The sequence below is a fragment of the Allomesorhizobium aridi genome (genome assembly GCF_043769475.1).
GTDB lineage: Bacteria > Pseudomonadota > Alphaproteobacteria > Rhizobiales > Rhizobiaceae > Allomesorhizobium.
Genome location: NZ_CP171729.1, coordinates 2010852 through 2029129, shown reverse-complemented (window position 1 = coordinate 2029129; position 18278 = coordinate 2010852). Strand labels below are relative to the sequence as shown.

Genomic DNA, 18278 nt, shown 5'->3' with positions numbered 1-18278 from the left:
TCCCCGCCTTTTTTGATGCGCTCGTTCTGTTACCGCAGCCGGCCGCCCGCGTGGGCAAGCATGGTGTAGACCTTGCCGGTATCGGACGACAGGTAGGTCCGCGTGATGACGTTGTCGCGGTCATTGCGCGAAACATCCTTGAGCAGCTTCTCGAAGTCGTCGCAGTAGCGGTCGACCGCGGCACGGAACTCGGTCTCCGACTGGTACTTGCGGCGAATCTCGTCGAAGGTCTGCTGGCCCTTCAGCGTGTAGAGCCGGCGCGTGAACACGTCCCGTTCGCCGCGCCTGTAGCGGTCCCAAAGCTCGATCGACGCCTCGTGGTCGATCGCGCGGGCGATGTCGACCGACAGCGAGTTGAGCGATTCGACGACATGGGCCGGCGAGCGCGGATTTGTGGCGCCGCGCGGTGCCTCCATCACCGGCGTCTCGGCTTCGTCGCGCGAGGCTCCGGTGAGCAGGTCGCGGACCCAGCCGCCGGACTGCGGGGCGCGGCCGTTGTTGTTGTTGTTGTCGCGCGGCTTTTGCGGTTCGGCTGGCGGGGCGGGGCGGCGCTGCGGTTCCGGCGCGCGGGGCGCCGCAGCCTGCGGAGCCGGACGCGGGTTCGGCCGGGCCTCGGGAACGTCGACGGTGCGGCCGGATTTGGCAACGATATCCGACAGTTCCTTGAGCGCGTTGATCTGTTCGGTGACCGCGCGGCGGATCGCCGTCGTGGACTGCTTGGCTTCCTCCGGCATGTCGAGGACGCCCTTCTTGAGTTCGGCGCGTGTGGCGTCCAGATCCTGCTTGATCGAACTGGCGGTGCGCCGCATGTCCTCGGTCGCATCGGCGAAGCGCTGCGTGGCCGATTCCACCACCTCGGAGATGGCGGTGCGGATCTTGTCGGTCGAGGCGAGGGTGCGTCCCTCGGCCTTTTCCAGCGCGTTGCCGACCAGATTTTCGAAGGAGCGCATGATCCGCTCCAGGTCTTCCGACTTCTTGACCAGGCCGACGGCGAGATCCTCGAGCGAGGACTGGCGCTCCAGCGTGTGCTCGAGATTGCTCTGGGCCGAACTCCAGAAGATCCGACGCGCCGGCGAGAAGGCGGCTGTGCTCGTCGAACTTGGTGGCGATGGAGGCGACTTCCTTCAGCGTGTTGGACGACAGCTCGGTGAGGCGAGACGTGTTGGAATCGACCAGCCGCGCCGAACTTGCGAAAGTCGCCGCCGCCTTTTCCGTCGTCGTGGCAAAGCTCTGCGTGCTGCCGGTCAGCCGCTCGTCGACAGCCGTCAGGTTGCTGGCCGCCGCGTCGATCAGCGCGCCGAGCTGGGCGCTCGAATCGGCGAGTTTCCCGATCAGGCCGTTCACGCCCTCGGCGAGCGTGGAACGCGCGCCTTCGACCGCCGACAGCGTTTCGGCGGTGCGGTTCGCCAGCGCATTCACCAGCGCTTCGTTCTCCGCGCGCAGCCGCTCGGCAGCCTGCTGCGTCGCCTGCTCCAGGCTCTTCTGCAGCTCGCCGCCGCCCTCCGCCAGACGTTCGGCCAGCGGCCGTCCGCTTTCGTCGAGAATGCGGCTGATTTCGGCCGACCTCTCGGCCAGCATCGAGTTCAGCTCACGCGTGTTGGCGCCGATTGTGCGCGCCGCCTCGTTGGTGCTCTGGCCGATATGCTGGCCGACCGCGGTGAACGTCTCGGCGATCACGTTGGCGCGCGACACGAGCTGTGTTTCCGCCTGGTTGATCTGCTCGCTGAGCTTCTGACCCATGGCCTCGGCGCTGTAGGCGAGCCGGTTCTCGACATCGGCGATATGAGTGCCGACCCGCGCGGCGGCGGCTTCGGCGCTGGAAGACAGTCGGATTTCGGCATCCGCGACGTGCTGGCCCACCCGGGCGGCGATCGCCTCGGCGCCCTGCGCCAGCTTCTCGTCGGCGCCGGAGAGCGCTTCCTCGATAGCCCGGGCGCGCGCGTCCAGTTCCTTCGAGGTCTGCAGCGCGCGAGCGATGACGCGCTGTTCGGTGTTCGCGAAGGCGTCGGCGATGCCTGCAGCATGCTGGCCAATGGTGGCCGAGCTGTCGTTGATCCTGATCGCAAGCTGCTGGTCGGCATCGGTGAAGACGCGGCTGATCTCGAACGCGCGCCCGGCCAGCGTTTCGGCGGTTTCCGCTACGCGGGCGGTTAGGCGCTGGTCCGCGTCCTCGAATGTGCGGACGATCTCGATCGCACGCGATCCGATAGCGTCCGAACCCTCGGAAATCCGCGATGCGAGCTTCTGATCAGCCGCGTCGAACACGGTTCCGATCTCCGCGGCGCGTGAGCCGAGCGCTTCTGAACCCTCGGCGATGCGGGCCGTCAATTGCTGGTCGACGCTTTCGAAGATGCGTCCGAGTTCGGCGGCGCGCGAGGCAAGCGCCTCGGCGGATTCGCCGATGCGGGCGCCGAGACGCTGGTCGGCCTCGTCGAAGTTGCGCAGGATGTCGCCGGCGCGGGAAGCCAGCGTGGCCGCCGTTTCCACAGCTCGGGCGACAAGCCGCTGATCCGCCTGGTCGAAGGTGCGGGCGATGTCCTCGGCGCGGGCCGAGAGGCTGTCGGCCGTCTCGCCGGTGCGCGCCGCAAGGCGCCGGTCGGCCTCCTCGAATACATGGCTGATGTCGTTGGCGCGCGCCAGGAGCGCCGCGGAAGTCTGCTCGGCGCGTTCGGCGATCTGCCGGTCGGCGTCGGTGAAGGCCTTGCCCGCTTCCTCATGCAGCGCGGCGGTGACTTCGAGCACCTTTTCGCGCAGCGCGCCGGCAACGACCACCGCGCTCTTTTCCAGGACGAGGCGCACATTGTCGACGCCGTTCGAGAGCGCGCGCTCCATGGTTCCGGTGCGCTCCTCGATGATTCCGGTCTGGCGCTGGAAGGCCTCCTCGATCTTCTCGATGTCGGCGGCCAGCGCGTCGGTGACGACGTTGCTCTTGCCAGCGATCGTGTCGATGTGGCTCGAAATGGCCTCGTCGATTTCGCGCCGCGCGGCTGCGAGCTTTTCGAGATCCTCGTCCAGAGCGCGTGCGAGCGCGTCGCGGCCCTCGGCAAGCTTGCCGACATGCCCGGCGACGACTTCGTCGATGCCGGCCCGGCTCTGCGCGACCTTCTGCAGATCGGCTTCGAGCGCTCGCGACAGTATATTGCGGCCTTCGGCGAGCTTTTCCACCTGCCCGGCAACCAGGCCGTCTATGCCGGCCCGGCTTTCGGCCAGCTTGTTCAGGTCGGCCTGGAGCGCGCGCCGCAGGATGTCGCGGCCCTCTGCGAGCTTCTCCACCTGTCCGGCGACCAGGCCGTCTATGCCGGCGCGGCTCTCGGCAAGCTTGTTCAGGTCTTCCTCGAGGCGGCGCGAAAGCATATCGCGGCCCTCGACGAATTTCTGGGCGTGGCCGGCCAGCATTTCGTCGATGCCGGCGAGATCTTCTTCCATCGCCCGCTTCAGCGCCTCGCGCCCCTCGGCAAGCTTGTCCACCTGTCCGGCGACAAGACCGTCGATGCTGGCGAAATCGTCCTCCAGCGCACGCGACAGCACGCCCCGGTCCTGCGCGATCTTTTCCATCTGCGCCTTGACCAGCCCGTCGATGCTGTCGAGGTCGGCTTCGAGCGCGCGCGAAAGAATGTTGCGGCCTTCGGCCAGCTTGCCGATATGGCCGGCGATGATCTCGTCGATGCCGTCTCGTGTTTCGGCGACCTTCTGTAGGTCTGCTTCGAGCGCCTGCGAAAGCAGGTTGCGGCCTTCCGCGATCTTCTCGACCTGGCCAGCGACGATGCCCTCGACCTTCGCCATGTCGGCCTCGAGGGCCTGCGACAGGATCTGCCTGCCTTCGGCAATCTTTTCAACCTGGCTGGCGACCAGCCCGTCAATGTTGGAACGGGCTTCCGAAAGCCTGTTCAGGTCGGCTTCGAGCGCGCGCCGCAGAATGTCGCGGCCCTCGGCGAGCTTCTCGACCTGGCCGGCGACCAGGCCGTCTATGCTCGTCCTGCTTTCGGCGAGCTTGTTCAGGTCGTCTTCGAGCGTCCGCTTGAGGATATCCCGGCCTTCGGCGAGCTTGTTCGCCTGGGCGGCGACAAGGCTTTCGACAACTGCGATGTCGTCTTCCAGAGCCCGGGTCAGCCCGCCGCGTTCCGCCACGATCTTGTCCATGTGCCTGGCGACGAGGCTGTTGATGTTGGCCATGTCGTTTTCGAGCGCGCGCGAAAGGATGTCGCGGCCCTCGGCCAGCTTTTCGACCTGGCCGGCGACAAGTCCGTCTATGCCGGACCGGCTTTCCTGCAGCTTGCCGAGATCGGATTCCAGGGCACGCGTCAGTATGCTGCGGCCTTCGACCAGCTTGCCGATATGGCTGGTGACCATTTCGTCAATACCGGCGCGCGTTTGCGCCAGTTTCTGCGCATCTTCGGTGAGCGCGCGCGCAAGGCTGTCGCGGCCTTCGGCCAGCCTTTCGAGCTGGTTTCCGAGCGAGGCGTCGATCGTGGCGCGCTGCTCGTTGATCTTGCGCAGATCCTCCTCCAGAGCCCGCGAAATCATCTCGCGTCCTTCGGCCAGCCTCTGCACCTGGGCGCCCACGGTTTCGTCGATTGCCGTGCGGCTCTCGACGAATCTCGCGAGGTCGGAATGGATCGCTTCGGCCATGCGTTCGCGGCTGTCGGCAAGCCTGCGCGCATTATCCTCGACGGCCAGCTCGATGCCGGCGCGGGCTTCGCCCAGCCTTTCGATGTCGGCGTCGAAGGCGCGCGACACGATGTGGCCCGCCTGTTCCAGCCGCCCGGCGAAATCGCCGGCGCGTGCTTCGAGCATGGAAGACGTCGAGGTGACGATGTCGGCCATCTCGGCGCCGATCCGCTCGCGGCCCTGCTCGATCAGTTCGGACAGGGTCTGCTTGCCGTCGCTGAAGGTGGTTGCGATATCGCGGGCGCGTTCGACGAGTGTGTCGTTGATCTGACGGGCGCGCGCCTCCAGCGCGGCGTTGAGTTTCTGCGTACCCAAGTCAAGCGCTTCGGCCCGGGTGTTGAATTCGCTGATCAGACCCTGACCGCGTTCGGCAAGGGTCCGTTCGATGCCCTGCAGGCTGGCTTCCAGGTCGGCGTTGAGCGATTTCGCCGCGCCGCCGAGCAGCGAGACCATTCCGGAGGTGCGTTCGTCCAGGAGGTCGCTTAGCGAGCGCGTCACGTCGTCGGACGTCTGGGTGAGCTTGGCGATGCGCGTGTCGAGCAGACTGGCGAATGCTTCACCGGATGTCGAGATGCGTTCGCTGATCGTGTGGAGGCGGCCGTCGAGCGAATCGAAGATCGACATGCCGCTGTCATTGATGCGGTCGATCAGCGTGTCGCCGGAATTCGTGATCGTCATCGACAGTTGCGTCGATGCGCCGAGAATGCTGTCGCGTATGGAATCACTGGCCGAGCCGAGCTGTTCCTTCAGCGTCTCATGCGCGCCGGCGATCGAGGCGCGGACGCGCTCGGCATGCGTAACGACGGCCTCGCGCTCGCTGCCGAGCCCGTCGACCAGCGAACGGATGCGCACCTCATTCTCCGTGTAGGAGCGCTCGATCTGGTTAACTTCGGAATGGACGAGGGTTTCCAGCTCGACCGCGCGCGCAAGCGTGCGCTCGATGCCTTCGCCCATCGCCGCCACTTCCCGGCGCACGGCCTGGCCGACCGTCATGACGCGATCCTGGGCAAGATTCTCGGGCTCGGCGAGGCGGAATGCCATTTCCGTCATGGACTGCGCTGCAAGCCGCATGTCCTGGGCGCGCCGGACCATCACCGCGAAGCCCCAGAACAGGATGACGGGAATGACGGTGGCGACGGCGAGCAGGATGGCGTTCGGCATCGCGACGAGCTGTTCGACAGAGCGGATGGTGAGGATGCTCGGCGTCAACACGGTGTGCCCGAACAGCACGCCGCCGGCGATCCACAAGAGCGAGAGCGCCGCAACCACCCAGTAGATGGTGCTGGACGAACGGCGGTTCATGCCTTGCAGCAGGCTGCGATAGTCCCTCTGGCGATCGTCGTTGGCGGGCGCAAAACCGTTTGTCTGCTCGGCGGCCGGGCGAAACCATGTCGGAGCAGGGGCGTCTTGATTTGCCGGCGTTGGAGCGGATGTCGAAGCCGCGCCCTCGGCGGCTGCATCGGGGTTGCTTTCGGCCCGGCCCTCGCGCGCAAGCTCGTCGGCCGCCTGCGAAATCTGTGCTTCCAGGTCTTCCATGGAGGCCGCAATGTCGAGGTCGTCGGCGCCTGCGCTCAAATCGAAGTCCAGAGCCTCCTCGAGTTCCTTGGCGACTTCGCTGTCGAAATTCTTGGTTGTCGTCGGTTGTTTCGCCATGCCGCCTTACCCTGTACAAATGCCGCGGAAACGCCGGATTTCGGCTCTTTTTTTGCCCGCTGAAGAGGCTTTTTATGGTTATCCCGTATCGTACTGGCACAGCCCGGTAAAGGAAGCTTGAATCAGCCCCGATACGTAAAAGTTTAAACATAGGGTTAACGATGCCACGAATCTGGCGGCTTTGCGGCGGAATTGCGGGCTCCACGCATTAACGCGTTATCCACAATGGCCGGCATAGGGTGAGCCGTCATATTTCCGACGCGCGAACGTGAATTCCAGGAATCCAGAAATGGCGCTGCCCGATGCCGATGCGTTGGCTTTTTCGATGCCCGGCGGCGAAAGCTGCGGCCAAGCGCGGTCGCGGCCGGTCGACCTCGTCCATCTTGCCCGCCAGACCATGGGCGACCGGGCGCTGGAGCAGGAAGTACTGGCCCTTTTCCTCCAGCAGGCGATGCTGGTTCGGGACCAGATCGGCGCTGCGGATACGGCCGGGAGGCTCCGTCTGGCTCACGGCCTGATAGGATCGGCGCGCGGCGTCGGCGCCTTCGCAATCGCCGATTGCGCGGTCGAGATCGAAAAAAAACCGACGACCGGCAGGTGATCGGGCGGCTGGCCGGCCTGATCGACGAGATGCGCGATTTCATCGCCGCGATCGGCCGCTAAGGCCCGATAATCCACGGCTTGGCAAGGATTGCGCCACGGCGCGGCGCGTTTGCGCCGCAGTTGACTTGGCCGGCGGAGTGATTATCTCGGCGGAGGATATTCCTCCCAGGAACCGTGATGACCAAGCTTTCCTTCGTCGCCTTTGACGGCACCCGATTTGACGTGGATGCCGAAAACGGCTCCACCGTCATGGAAAACGCGATCCGCAACGCCGTGCCAGGCATCGAGGCCGAATGCGGCGGCGCGTGCGCGTGCGCGACGTGCCATGTCTATGTCGACGAAGAGTGGACCGATATCGTGGGCGAGCCCGAAGCCATGGAAGAAGACATGCTCGATTTCGCCTACGAGGTTCAGCCCAATTCGCGGCTTTCCTGCCAGATCAAGGTGCGCGACGAACTCGACGGGCTCGTCGTGCGCGTTCCCGAGCGCCAGGGATAGGCGACCACCACCACACTCAAGAAGGGCAGACGAATGAACGCCACGATGACCCGAACCGACGTGCTGATCATCGGGGCGGGGCCGATCGGGCTGTTTGCCGTGTTCGAACTCGGCCTCTTCGACATGAAATGCCACCTGGTCGATATCCTCGACCGCCCCGGCGGCCAGTGCGCCGAGCTCTATCCGGAAAAGCCGATCTACGACATTCCGGCGTTGCCCTCGGTCTCGGCGCAGGGGCTGGTCGACCGGCTGATGGAGCAGATCGCGCCTTTCAAGCCGACCTTCAGCTTCAACCGCATGGTTTCGAGCCTTGAAAGGCTGGAGGAGGGCGGTTTTCGCGCCACGACCGACGAGAACGAGACGATCGAGGCGAAGGTCGTGGTCATCGCGGCGGGCGGCGGCTCATTCCAGCCCAAGCGCCCGCCCATACCGGGCATCGAGGCCTATGAGGGCAAGAGCGTCTTCTATTCAGTGCGGCGGATGGAGGAATTCCGAGGCCACGACGTGGTTATCGTCGGCGGCGGCGATTCAGCGCTAGACTGGACGCTCAATCTCCAGCCCGTGGCGAAAAGCATGACGCTGGTGCATCGCCGGCCGGAGTTCCGCGCCGCGCCCGACAGCGTCAACAAGATGTACGCCATGCAGGAGATGAGAGAGCTCGAGTTCCAGGTCGGCCAGGTCACCGGCCTGGCCGGTTCGGACGGCCAGCTCACTTCGGCAACCGTGAAGGGCCCGGAGGGCGAGGTCGAGATCGCCTGCACGCGCATGCTGCCGTTCTTCGGCCTCACGATGAAGCTCGGCCCGATCGCCGACTGGGGCCTCAACCTTCACGAAAACCTCATCCCGGTCGACACGGAGAAATTCCAGACATCGGAGCCGGGCATCTTCGCCATCGGCGATATCAACTGGTATCCGGGAAAGCTGAAGCTCATCCTGTCGGGCTTTCACGAGGCGGCGCTGATGGCGCAGGCCGCCAAGCGGATCGTCAGCCCCGGCGAGCGCATCGTCTTCCAGTACACGACATCCTCGACCAGCCTGCAGAAGAAGCTCGGCGTGGCGTGAGGGAAGGACCGGTGTCGCCCGCTAGAGCAAGCCGCCCGATTTCGGAATCGGGCATCTCGCTCTAGCTTTTTGTTTTCGCATCGTCTTGCCGAAAACCGCATCCACTTTTCGGCACGATGCTCTAGCCGGGCAGGCGGCCATCCCCGATACGCTCGATCCGGTATCGCAGCAGCCTGAGGATGCGGCTTTCGAAGTTCATGCCTTCGATCCGGTCGAATTCCACCTGGGCCCTGTCATGCCTCTGGAGCAGCTTGGCCGTTATCGCCTTGACCTTGGCCGCGGCGACCTGGCAGTTCTCCTGCCGGCCCAGGCCTTTCAGCGCCTGCTCCATCTCCCGGGCGTGGTTCTTGGCGATGATGACATGGCTTTCCTCGTGCCGCTTGATGTCGGACGAAAGCGTATCCCAGATCAACCGCACATCCTGTTCGGCCTTTCGGCTGCGCCGCCATTTGGGCAGTATCACGCGGGCCTTCACCGTCACGCTCGCCTGCACCACCTGGCAGGCGCCCTTGACCTCGCCATAGCCGACGCGGGTGGTGAACTCCATGCGCGTCGCGCCGGGATGACGCCGTCCCGAACTCTTGAGTTGCGGGCCGCGTTTCGAAAGCTCCCCTTCGATCTCGTCGAGGGTGCTGCCGCCGACGGAGAAATAGTTGTACGTCTTGGTCAGGCTCGCGCTCTGCGCCGGCTGGACCGCGCAGAACAGCGCCGAAAGGATGAGAAGCGATTTCTTGTTCATGTTGCCTCACGCCACACCTTGCTTTACGGGCGGTCGTTACGCAACGGAAAATCGACGGCCCGGAAGTGGCCGCCGGCCATTTGCGGGTGTTTCGATAGTGTCGAGGTGACTGTTGTCCGGCAACAATAGAGAACGGGTCTATCTCAGCCTCGGCGGAAATCTCGGCGACCCGGCAAAGGCCATGGGTGCTGCGCTGCGGATCCTGGATGAGGATCCGTCCACCGAGGTCGTGAGGGTATCCTCGCTTTACCGCACGCCGCCGTGGGGCAAGACCGACCAGCCCGATTTCCTCAACGCCGCGGCCGAGATCGAGACAGGCCTGTCGCCACGCGAACTTCTCGACCTGTGCCTCGAGGCCGAGCGCCGGCTGAAGCGCGTGCGCCAGGAGCGCTGGGGCCCGCGCCTCGTCGACATCGACATTCTGGTGTTCGGCGACCGGCGCATCAATGAAGCCGGGCTCGACATACCGCACCCGCGCATGCTCGAACGCGCCTTCGTGCTGGTGCCGCTGGCCGAGATCGCGCCCGATTTCATGGTCGAGGGGGACAGCCTCGCCGGGCATCTCGGCAATATAGACCGGGTCGGCATCGAGAAGCTGCCTTCCGGCGGCGACTGGTGGAAGGATTAGCCTGCGAACCCGCCGCCGTCGAGAAACGCCTGCTCCTCGGGCGTGGACTGCCGTCCAAGCGCCGGGTTGCGATGCGGAAAGCGGCCGAAACGCTCGATGATGGCGTGGTGATCCAGCGCATATTTCAGGTATTGATCGGCGCGAGCCTTGGTCAGGTCGACCGAGAGCTGCTGATCCTCGAGATTCTCCGAATGTTCGAAGGGCAGGTAGAAGAAGACCCTCATCTCCTCACCGAACTCCATGTCGAACCCGGCATCGATCGCTTTCCTTGCGAAGTAGCGGGCCAGCGGGTCGGTCGCAAACATGTGCCCGGTGCCGCGGAAGCAGTTGCGCGGCAACTGGTCGAGCAGGATCATAAGCGCAAGTGCGCCTTCGGCGCTGTCGGCCCAGTGGTCGCATTGCCTACGCGCTGCGGCCATATGCCGGTCGAGGAAGCGGCCGCGGAATTCGGCGTCGAACGCCTCGTCCTTGAAGAACCAGCGGTCGGGACCTGCTTCGCGCCAGAACGCGATAACTTCGGCCGGGCCGGCGTCGGTGTCGTTCATGATGTTTTCTCCGCTGTCGCCGTTTTGCCGACCACGATGGCCGCCTCTTCGTTGAGCGCCTGGCCCGGCCGCTTCGGCGGCGTAAGCGGTGTCGGCACCGGCATGTTGCCTTTCATTAGGCCGCGGCCGGCTTTTATGCCGCCGGCGATCTGCAATTCAAGCCGCTCGGCATCGCGCCGGCGCACATCCGCGATGACCTCGGCGGCTTCCTCCTCTTCCTCGCCGAGATGCCGGAGCGTGCTTTCGCCGAACAAAAGCGCCGATTCGAAGGTCTCGCGCATCTGGTAGTCGACGCCGGCGCGGATCAGGGCGATGGCGTTGCCGCGGTCGTAGGCGCGCGCCAGCACCTGAACCAGTGGGAACTCCGCCTTCATCTGCTCGGCGATCCTGACCGAGACCTCGGCCTTGTCGACGCAGATCAGGACCGCGCGCGCCTTGCCGGCGCCTGCCGCCCGCAGGATGTCGAGCCTGGTGCCGTCGCCGTAATAGACCTTGAAGCCGAAGTCGGCCGCCGCCTTGATCATCTCCACGTCATTGTCGATGATCGACACGTCGATGCCGCGCAAGAGCAGCGGCTGGCATGCGATCTGGCCGAAGCGGCCGAAGCCGATGACAAGCACGCTTCCCGTCAATCCGTCGGCGATATCGACACCCTCCAGCGTCAGTTCGTCCCGCGGCGTGATCCGGCGCAGCACGAAGATGGCGAGCGGCGTCAGCACCATGGAAATGATGATGATGGCGGACAGTATCGCGTTGGCCTGGCCGTCTATGATGCCGACGGCGAGCGCCGACGAATAGAGGATGAAGGCAAATTCGCCGCCCTGCGCCATCACCACGGCGCGTTCGAGCGCTTCGCGGTGGTCCGATTTGAGGAAACGCGCGACGAGATAGATGCCGAGCCCCTTCATCACCATGAAGGCGGCGACATAGGCGGCGACTGTCTGCCAGTTCGCCCACACCACCGTCAGGTCGAGCGACATGCCGACGGCAAGAAAGAACAGGCCGAGCAGGACGCCGCGAAACGGCTCGATGTCTGCCTCGAGCTCGATGACGGAAGGTCGATTCCGAAAGCAGCACGCCGGCGAGGAACGCGCCCATCGCCATCGACAGGCCGCCGAGTTCCATCGCCAGCGCCGAACCGAGCACGACGAGCAGGGCCGCCGCGGTCATGACCTCGCGGGCTCGGGATTCGGCCAATATGCGAAACAGCGGGTTGAGCAGGTAGCGGCCCGCCAGCACCAGCCCGGCGATTGACCCCAGCCCGATGACGACATCGATCAGGCGCTCGGCCCAACTGGCGTCGGCGCCGCCGGGCGCAAGAAAATGCACCAGCGCCAGCAGCGGCACGATCGCCAGATCCTCGAGCAGCAGGATCGAGATCATGCGCTGGCCCCTGGGCGTGGAGATGTCGCCGCGCTCTTCCAGCAACTGCATGACGATCGCGGTCGAGGTCAGCACGAAGCCGGCGCCGGCAACGAACGAAACCGAGACCGGAAAGCCGGTGGCCAGCCCGACGCCGGTCAGAAGCAGGGCGCAAATACCGACCTGGAGCACGCCGAGTCCAAAGATCTCGCGGCGCAAGCTCCAGAGCCGCGATGGCTCCATCTCCAGCCCTATGATGAACAGGAACATCACCACGCCAAGTTCGGCGACGTGAAGTATCGCTTCGGGATCGGAGAAAAGGCCCAGCCCGAACGGTCCGATCACCAGCCCTGCCGCGAGATAACCCAGGATCGAGCCGAGCCCGAGGCGTTTGAAGATCGGAACCGCCACCACGCCCGCGGCAAGCAGGGCAACTACATTGACGAGATTGCTGTCTGCCGCCTCTGCCGCCATGCGGATTTCCCTGTCGAATGCCTGGTTCCGCTCGCCTTTATCGCAGGCGAGCGGAAATGTCTCCGACAGGATATGGACTCATGTTGCTATCGAACAGCCTTCGACGAGAGTTTTGCGGGCTGTGTTTTGGTTTGAATTTCGGCTCACGACCCATTTCTGACTTTCTTTGGCTCGACCTTCCCTGCTCCAGCTTTTTTATTCGCCGCCTGCGCGAGCGACGTTCACCAAATGCCTGGCACAAGCCGGAATCGGACACGCCGGGCATAGTCCGCATAGCCGTCGAGTTCGGCCTGCAGCAGCGCGTCTTCCCAACTTGTTCGGAGGATCAGAACCGCACCCGCCCAAGCCGCCGGAACAAGCGCCCACCATGACGCCAGCGCCAGCGCGATGCCCGCGAACATCATGAGCGCGCCGACATAACCAGGGTGCCGCACGAACGCATACGGTCCCGAACTGATGACGTTCTGGCCGCGCTCGCGCTGGATCTGCACGCCTGGCTCAAAGAACGGTTAACCGCCTGCGCCCAGGCGCTCACAGCGATTCCTGCGCCCAGCAGGACATAACCCAGAATGACGATCGAAAGCGGCACGGCCGGCCACGCCATTCTTCCGGTGTCGAAGGTCGCCAGCGGAACCTCTGCGACCATGGCGGGGAGCATCAGCCAAGAAGGATCAGGTCCCACCGCTTGGTGCCGGGTTGGAAGCGGCTGCGCGCCGGATAGATGGCGGGATTGACGCGCGCCAGGATCAAGGCCGAAGCGCCGTAGGCGGTTCCGACGAAGACGATGAAGTACCATCCGGGCAACCAGTCGAGACGGCCGACGGGAAGGAAGACGAGCGCGAGCAACCCCAGCGGCGTCCAACCGCATAGGCGATCGCGGTCGTTCGCGACATCGGTTCAGGTTCGGTTACAGTCATCGTTCAACATGCCTGCCAGGCTGGCATCGCCAAACCGGGTGAGGTTTTGTGCTATTTCTGGCCAGCCTTGGCTTTCACCAGCTTGTCACGCCAGGTGCGGGCCTCCTGATTGCCGGGAGCCAGCCTGACAGCCTCGTCGATGTCGGAGAGCGCCCGTTCGAGGTCGCCCTTGTTCCAATAGGCAACGCCGCGGTGAAAGAATGCGTCCGCGAAATTGTCATCGCACCGGAATGTTCGATCTGATGGATCAAAGTACAGATCCTTCTCGAATATGGAATTCGAGTCCTGTGCGCGAGGCGGCGCTTGGACGCTGGCGTCCCGATAGAGCCGGATGGCCTGGTCCAGGTCGGCAATGGCGCTGTCGAATTCTTTCAACTCGAGATAAGCCCGGCCACGGTTGGCATAGGCACCCGGCTCGGAGGGGTTGCGCCGGATCGCTTCGCCGGCGTCGGCAACTGCGTGCTCGGCGTCGCCCATCATGATATGGACGAAGCTGCGGTTTTTGTACGCCATGGAATCTTCCGGGTCGAGACGGATTGCCTCGCTGAAATCGCGTGCTGCCTTTTCCCAATTGCCTTTTTGAACATGGGCAACGCCGCGGGTATTGTAGGCTCCGATGTGGATCGGATCGTTCCGGATCGCCGCGCTGCATTCCACGATCGCTCGATCTGCTTGGCCGATCGTGAGATAGGCGAAGCAGCGATTTGCATAGGCACTGGCGTCATTCGGGTCATGCCAAACCGCCCTGTCGAAATCCGCGATTGCCATGTTGGGCCTGCCTTCCTGGGCGTAGGCGAGGCCGCGGACGTTGTAGGCTGTGGCGCTCGCGGGGTCGAGGCGGATCGCCTCGTTGACATCCGACATCGCCCGGTCCAGGTCGCCCTGCGCGAGATAGGCAGCGCCACGGATAGCGTAAGCAACAGAATCTTCCGGATCGCTCTGGATTACCTTGCCGAAGTCGGAGATCGCGCGGTCGAAGCCGCCCTGTTGGAAAAGGAGGTGTCCCCGCTTCCGGTAGGCCTCGGTTCGCTGCTCCGGGGTGATCTGTTGGTCGTTTTCCAGAAGCTGCGAACAGACCTCGATTGTCCGGTCGGTGACAGGCGCTTCCGTGCACAACGCCAGCAGCGATTCCTGCGTTTGTGCCTGCGCCGATGCAGTGAATATCGCCAGACCAACCGTCGTGAGGCTTGCCGTTCGCATCATGAATGGCCCTCATTCATGTATGGTCGACTATTGCGCGTGCGGCCCCATTGTTGAAGTAACTTTTGACGACAGCATTTCCGGCCCCTGCCCGAGCCCCTGATGCGGGGCATCTCTCTTGATCGTCCGGGTAAGCCTATTCCTAGGAGTAGGCTCCGTCGGCTTCGCCACACTCTTTGCGGTCTTTGGAGTAATCGGCAAAAAGTGTGGTAGCGATAGGCAATGATGCGTCCATGTCTGTTCTGCTCCATCGCCACCCATGAGGTTCCCGCCACCATTATTTGGGAGGATGGGAAACTACTGGCTTTTCTCGATATCAACCCAATCCGGCCCGGCCACATCCAGATCATACCGAAGGAGCACTTTCCTTACTTCGAGGATCTGCAGGCGGACCTTCTGGGGAACATAGCGTCACTCGCTCAGCGGATCGCCCAGGCCCAGAAGGCGATTTACGGGGTGGAGAGGGTGAGGTTCGCATTTACCGGAAGCGATATTCCGCACGTTCACGCGCACGTTGTTCCGCTCGTTCGTTCTGATGACCTGACCTCCAGACGATACATTGCCGAGGAGGTCGTCACCTATCGCAATCCGCCTCGGCCGATGGATGCCGAAATGATCGACACTGCCGAAAAGCTCAGACAACACCTGCGGTAACAGAGGCTTCTTTCCACCCGCCGCCCACTTCACCTCCAAGACGGCGGATGCGCTGATATACCCGGCTTGCCTTAAATCAGGCCGCGCCTACTCGGCGGCGATGGCGCCCACGGCGGTGGCGTCGACGCGCTTCAGGCTCATGCCGATGACGGGCACGAGTTCCTTCTCGACGCGGACCGACACGGTGACGTTCATGGTGTTCTTGTCGGCGATGCGGGCCTGCATGATGCCCTTGAGCTGATTGCGGTTGATCGCCAGGACGACCTTGCTCGCGTCGACGACATTGCCCGAAACGATGTCGAGGCCCTTGCCTTCGGCGCCGTCCATGAACGTGCCCCTGTAGCCCTTGCCTGCCGTGTGCTCGATGGTCGCCGACATTTTTTGGGTGAAGACGCCGACGCGGCAGGTGCCGTCGAGCGTCATGCCCAGCTTTGCGGCCGGCGTGGAGCCGTTGAGCGTGCAGTTGAATTTGGTGCCCTTGTACTTGCCGGCCACGATCTCGCCAGGCCCGCTCCAGTCGCCTTCAACGCTTTCGAAGAACTTCCGGTCGCGCTCGCCGCCATTGGCGGGTCCGGCGAGGCCGGCTGTCGCCGCGCAGGCGGCAAGGATGGCGGACATTGCGACGCGTTTCATCAGGAACACCCGGCGACTGGAACTGGAAATCGGATGCAATGACCATGGACAAGAATGGTTAATGCTTCGTCACCTGGACCTTCTTGCGACAACGTTCTTTCCTTGCCGCATCAGCTCTCGGGCGGCGATTTACCGGCCAGCTTTTTTGAAGCGAACGAGGTCAGCGCCGAGAGGAAATCGCCGATGCCCGGCCGTTTCAGCGCCGTGAAGGGCAGGGGCCTTGCGGCCTCCATGGCGGCAATTCCGATGCGCGCCGTCATCATGCCGTTGACCACGCCTTCGCCGAGCTTCGCCGACAGCCGTGCGGCAAGCCCCTGGCCGACGAGCTGGTGCACGATGTCGTCGCCGGCGGCCATCGCGCCGGTCACGGCCAGATGCGCGAGCACGCTTCGGGCCAGCCGGAAGAAGCCGAGCGTTCCCGGCCTTCCGCCGTAAACCTCTGACAGCCGCCGGATCAGCCGGCCCGATTCGAACACGACGTAAGCGATGTCGACCAGCGCGCGCGGACTGACTGCGGTGACCAGCGAAACGCGTTTGGCGGCATCGAGGACCATGATCTTGGCGCGGGCGTCGAGCGGCCCGAGTATCTCGGCCTCGGCTATCCGGACGAGATTTGCCCCGTCGATGATTTCGCCCTGAAGATCGGCGAGCGCCCTGCGTCCCGCCGCCGTGTCCGGCTTGGACGCCACGAGTGCTGACAGTTCGTCGACCACCGCGCGGGCAGCCTTGGAATCGTCCCGGACGATCGCGTCAAGGGCGCGTGAGCGCAGCTTTTCCACCGACGCGAGCCGCGAGAGTGCCAGCATCTCGCGGACCAGAATGATCAGCAACGCGGCGGCCGCGACCAGCGCCATGCCCGCCGCCAGCCAGCCCAGCCACTCGGCCCGTTGGAAAAGCTCGCGGACGAGCTGGTCGGTCCACAGGCCGACGGCGAGCGAAACCAGCACGCCGAATGCGCCGAGGAAGATCGCCGCCAGCCTAGAACGGCGCTTTGGCGGAAAAGCGGGCGGCGGCGGGCTTTCCGCAATATCCGGTTCGGCAAAGACGTCGATCTCGGCCGGCGTGACGATGGCGACGTCGGATTTGACGGCGCGGGGCTTGCGGGGCGCCTCAGCCGGCTGCCTGCCGTCCCTGGGCGCGGGTTCCGGCTCGATGCGGAATGCTGCCGGTTTGCGGGGCGGCGTCATGCCATATGATCTCCGATCAGGAACTGCAGGGCGCGGTCGAGCCGAATGTGCGGCAGCGACAGGGTAACGCCTTCGGCCGTCGTCTCGAGTTTTGGTGGACGGAAACGCACGATGCGCAGCATCTCGTCCTGTGCCTTGCCCGGTTCGAAAGCCATGTCAGCTTTCGCCGGCAAGTCGCCGGGAAATATGGCGGTTTCGGTCTTGCCGTCGAATGTCTCCCCGCCGATCTTTTCGCCCGCCAAGGGCGTGCCTATGATGACCGGCAGGGTCTCCCGGCCCTGCTTGACGCTGCCCTCGCGCGTCGCGCGTATGGCCGCCATCGCCAGCACGTCGACTTTAGCGCCGGAAAAATTCGCGCGCTTCACGGCCCGGTCCGTCAGCCGCCGGACGATGGCCTGCAGCCGGTCATGGCTCTCGTGATGCAAATGGTCGGCCTTGGTCGCCGCCACCAGTATGCGGTCGATGCGCCGCGAGAAGAAGTCAGTCAGAAAGCCGCCGCGTCCCGGCCGGAAGCAGGCCAGTATCTCCGTCACCGCGCGTTCCAGGTCGGCCATCGCGGCCGGGCCGGCGTTCAGCGCCTGCATTGCGTCGATCAGCACGATCTGCCGGTCGAGCCGCGCGATATGTTCGCGAAAGAACGGTTTGACGACATGGGTCTTGTAGGCCTCGTAGCGGCGCTCCATCATCGCGTGGAGGGAGCCGCCGCGCGCGCGGCCTTCGGCTAGTCCGGGCAGCGGTGCGAAAGTCAGCGCCGGCGAGCCGTCGAGATCGCCCGGCATCAGGAAGCGGCCGGGCGGCAGCGTCGACAGCGCCCGTTCGTCGAGCTTGCAGGCCTTTAGGTAGGCCGCAAAGCTTTCCGCGAGGCTGCGCGCCACCATCTCGTCGGCGTCGGCGGCGGGATCGATTGTCGCGGACAGGCTGTGCCAGTCTTCCGACAGGTCGGCGCGCACCGGCAATTCCGACAGTCCGAACGCCTCGCGCGAAAACTCGGCATAGTTCTTGCCGAGAAGCGGCAGGTCGAGCAGCCACTCGCCGGGATAGTCGACGATGTCGACCGACAGCCGGCCGCGCGAGAACAGGCGGCCCCAGCCCGACGCCGATCTGTATTCGATGGTCAGCCGCAATTCGGAAATCGCTCGCGTGGATTCCGGCCAGACCCGTGCCTTCACCAGCGCGTCGATGTGATCCTCGTACTGGAAACGCGGCACGGCGTCGTCGGGCTGCTCTTCCAGGAAGGCGCGCGCGATGCGGCCCGACTTCTGCGCCTCGAACAGCGGCAGCCGGCCGCCATGGACCAGATTGTGCACGAAGGCCGCGATGAACACCGTCTTGCCGGCGCGGGAAAGCCCTGTCACGCCGACTCGCAGCGACGGCGAGAAGAGCCCCGTCGCGCGCCCGGAAAGCGTGTCGAGCGCAATCCGCGCCTCGTCGGTTAAACTTGTCAGAGACGCCAAG

General features: G+C 64.5%; 12 protein-coding genes and 3 pseudogenes. 5 read left to right on the top strand and 10 right to left on the bottom strand.

Annotated features, from left to right (window positions below):
- Window positions 1-29: 29 nt before the first annotated feature.
- Window positions 30-6321: pseudogene (locus tag ACG873_RS11940) on the bottom strand (kinesin).
- Window positions 6322-6616: 295 nt separating this feature from the next.
- Here ACG873_RS11940 and ACG873_RS11935 point away from each other — a divergent pair.
- The 3 genes and pseudogenes from ACG873_RS11935 (at window position 6617) to ACG873_RS11925 (ending at window position 8484) form a co-directional block, all read left to right on the top strand.
- A pseudogene (locus tag ACG873_RS11935) lies at window positions 6617-6984 on the top strand (Hpt domain-containing protein).
- A 117-nt stretch (window positions 6985-7101) separates the two neighbouring features.
- On the top strand, window positions 7102-7422 hold the full coding sequence (locus tag ACG873_RS11930) for a 2Fe-2S iron-sulfur cluster-binding protein (protein WP_394891969.1): 321 nt from the start codon (window positions 7102-7104) through the stop codon (window positions 7420-7422).
- A gap of 33 nt (window positions 7423-7455) precedes the next feature.
- Entirely contained in the window at window positions 7456-8484 is a 1029-nt protein-coding gene (locus ACG873_RS11925) for an NAD(P)/FAD-dependent oxidoreductase (protein ID WP_394891968.1), read from the top strand.
- A 121-nt stretch (window positions 8485-8605) separates the two neighbouring features.
- On the opposite strand, the gene ACG873_RS11920 is transcribed toward ACG873_RS11925, so the two are convergent.
- Window positions 8606-9223 (bottom strand): DUF922 domain-containing Zn-dependent protease, encoded by a 618-nt coding sequence (locus ACG873_RS11920; protein ID WP_394891967.1) that lies wholly within the window; start codon window positions 9221-9223, stop codon window positions 8606-8608.
- A 112-nt stretch (window positions 9224-9335) separates the two neighbouring features.
- Between ACG873_RS11920 and folK the strand changes: the two genes are divergently transcribed.
- Window positions 9336-9851, top strand: a complete 516-nt coding sequence (gene folK, locus ACG873_RS11915; protein ID WP_394891965.1) for a 2-amino-4-hydroxy-6-hydroxymethyldihydropteridine diphosphokinase — start codon at window positions 9336-9338, stop codon at window positions 9849-9851.
- On the opposite strand, the gene ACG873_RS11910 is transcribed toward folK, so the two are convergent.
- The 5 genes and pseudogenes from ACG873_RS11910 to ACG873_RS11890 all read right to left on the bottom strand — a co-directional run bounded on the left by ACG873_RS11910 (window position 9848) and on the right by ACG873_RS11890 (window position 14352).
- The gene (locus tag ACG873_RS11910; RefSeq protein ID WP_394891964.1) at window positions 9848-10396 is read right to left on the bottom strand and encodes a DUF924 family protein; all 549 of its coding nucleotides are present in this window, start codon (window positions 10394-10396) and stop codon (window positions 9848-9850) included. The genes folK and ACG873_RS11910 overlap by 4 nt on opposite strands.
- Window positions 10393-12232: pseudogene (locus tag ACG873_RS11905) on the bottom strand (monovalent cation:proton antiporter-2 (CPA2) family protein). The gene ACG873_RS11910 and the pseudogene ACG873_RS11905 overlap by 4 nt, the downstream one beginning before the upstream one ends.
- A 221-nt stretch (window positions 12233-12453) precedes the next feature.
- Window positions 12454-12723 carry a methyltransferase family protein gene (locus ACG873_RS11900; RefSeq protein ID WP_394891962.1) on the bottom strand — a complete coding sequence of 90 codons (270 nt, stop codon included), beginning with the start codon at window positions 12721-12723 and terminating at the stop codon, window positions 12454-12456.
- A gap of 166 nt (window positions 12724-12889) precedes the next feature.
- Window positions 12890-13078 (bottom strand): hypothetical protein, encoded by a 189-nt coding sequence (locus ACG873_RS11895; RefSeq protein ID WP_394891961.1) that lies wholly within the window; start codon window positions 13076-13078, stop codon window positions 12890-12892.
- A 122-nt stretch (window positions 13079-13200) separates the two neighbouring features.
- Entirely contained in the window at window positions 13201-14352 is a 1152-nt protein-coding gene (locus ACG873_RS11890) for a tetratricopeptide repeat protein (protein ID WP_394891959.1), read from the bottom strand.
- 219 nt (window positions 14353-14571) lie between these two features.
- Here ACG873_RS11890 and ACG873_RS11885 point away from each other — a divergent pair, with 219 nt between their 5' ends.
- Window positions 14572-15003, top strand: coding sequence for an HIT family protein (locus tag ACG873_RS11885; protein WP_394891957.1), 432 nt, complete (start codon window positions 14572-14574; stop codon window positions 15001-15003).
- Between the two features lie 87 nt (window positions 15004-15090).
- Here ACG873_RS11885 and ACG873_RS11880 read toward each other — a convergent pair whose 3' ends face one another.
- From ACG873_RS11880 to ACG873_RS11870, 3 genes are all read right to left on the bottom strand, one after another.
- A complete protein-coding gene (locus ACG873_RS11880; RefSeq protein ID WP_394893467.1) occupies window positions 15091-15621 on the bottom strand; it encodes a hypothetical protein in 531 nt (176 codons plus the stop codon).
- Between the two features lie 125 nt (window positions 15622-15746).
- Window positions 15747-16823, bottom strand: a complete 1077-nt coding sequence (locus ACG873_RS11875) for a YcjF family protein (protein ID WP_394891956.1) — start codon at window positions 16821-16823, stop codon at window positions 15747-15749.
- Window positions 16820-18277, bottom strand: coding sequence for a YcjX family protein (locus ACG873_RS11870; RefSeq protein ID WP_394891955.1), 1458 nt, complete (start codon window positions 18275-18277; stop codon window positions 16820-16822). The genes ACG873_RS11875 and ACG873_RS11870 overlap by 4 nt, the downstream gene beginning before the upstream one ends.
- Window position 18278 lies beyond the last annotated feature (1 nt).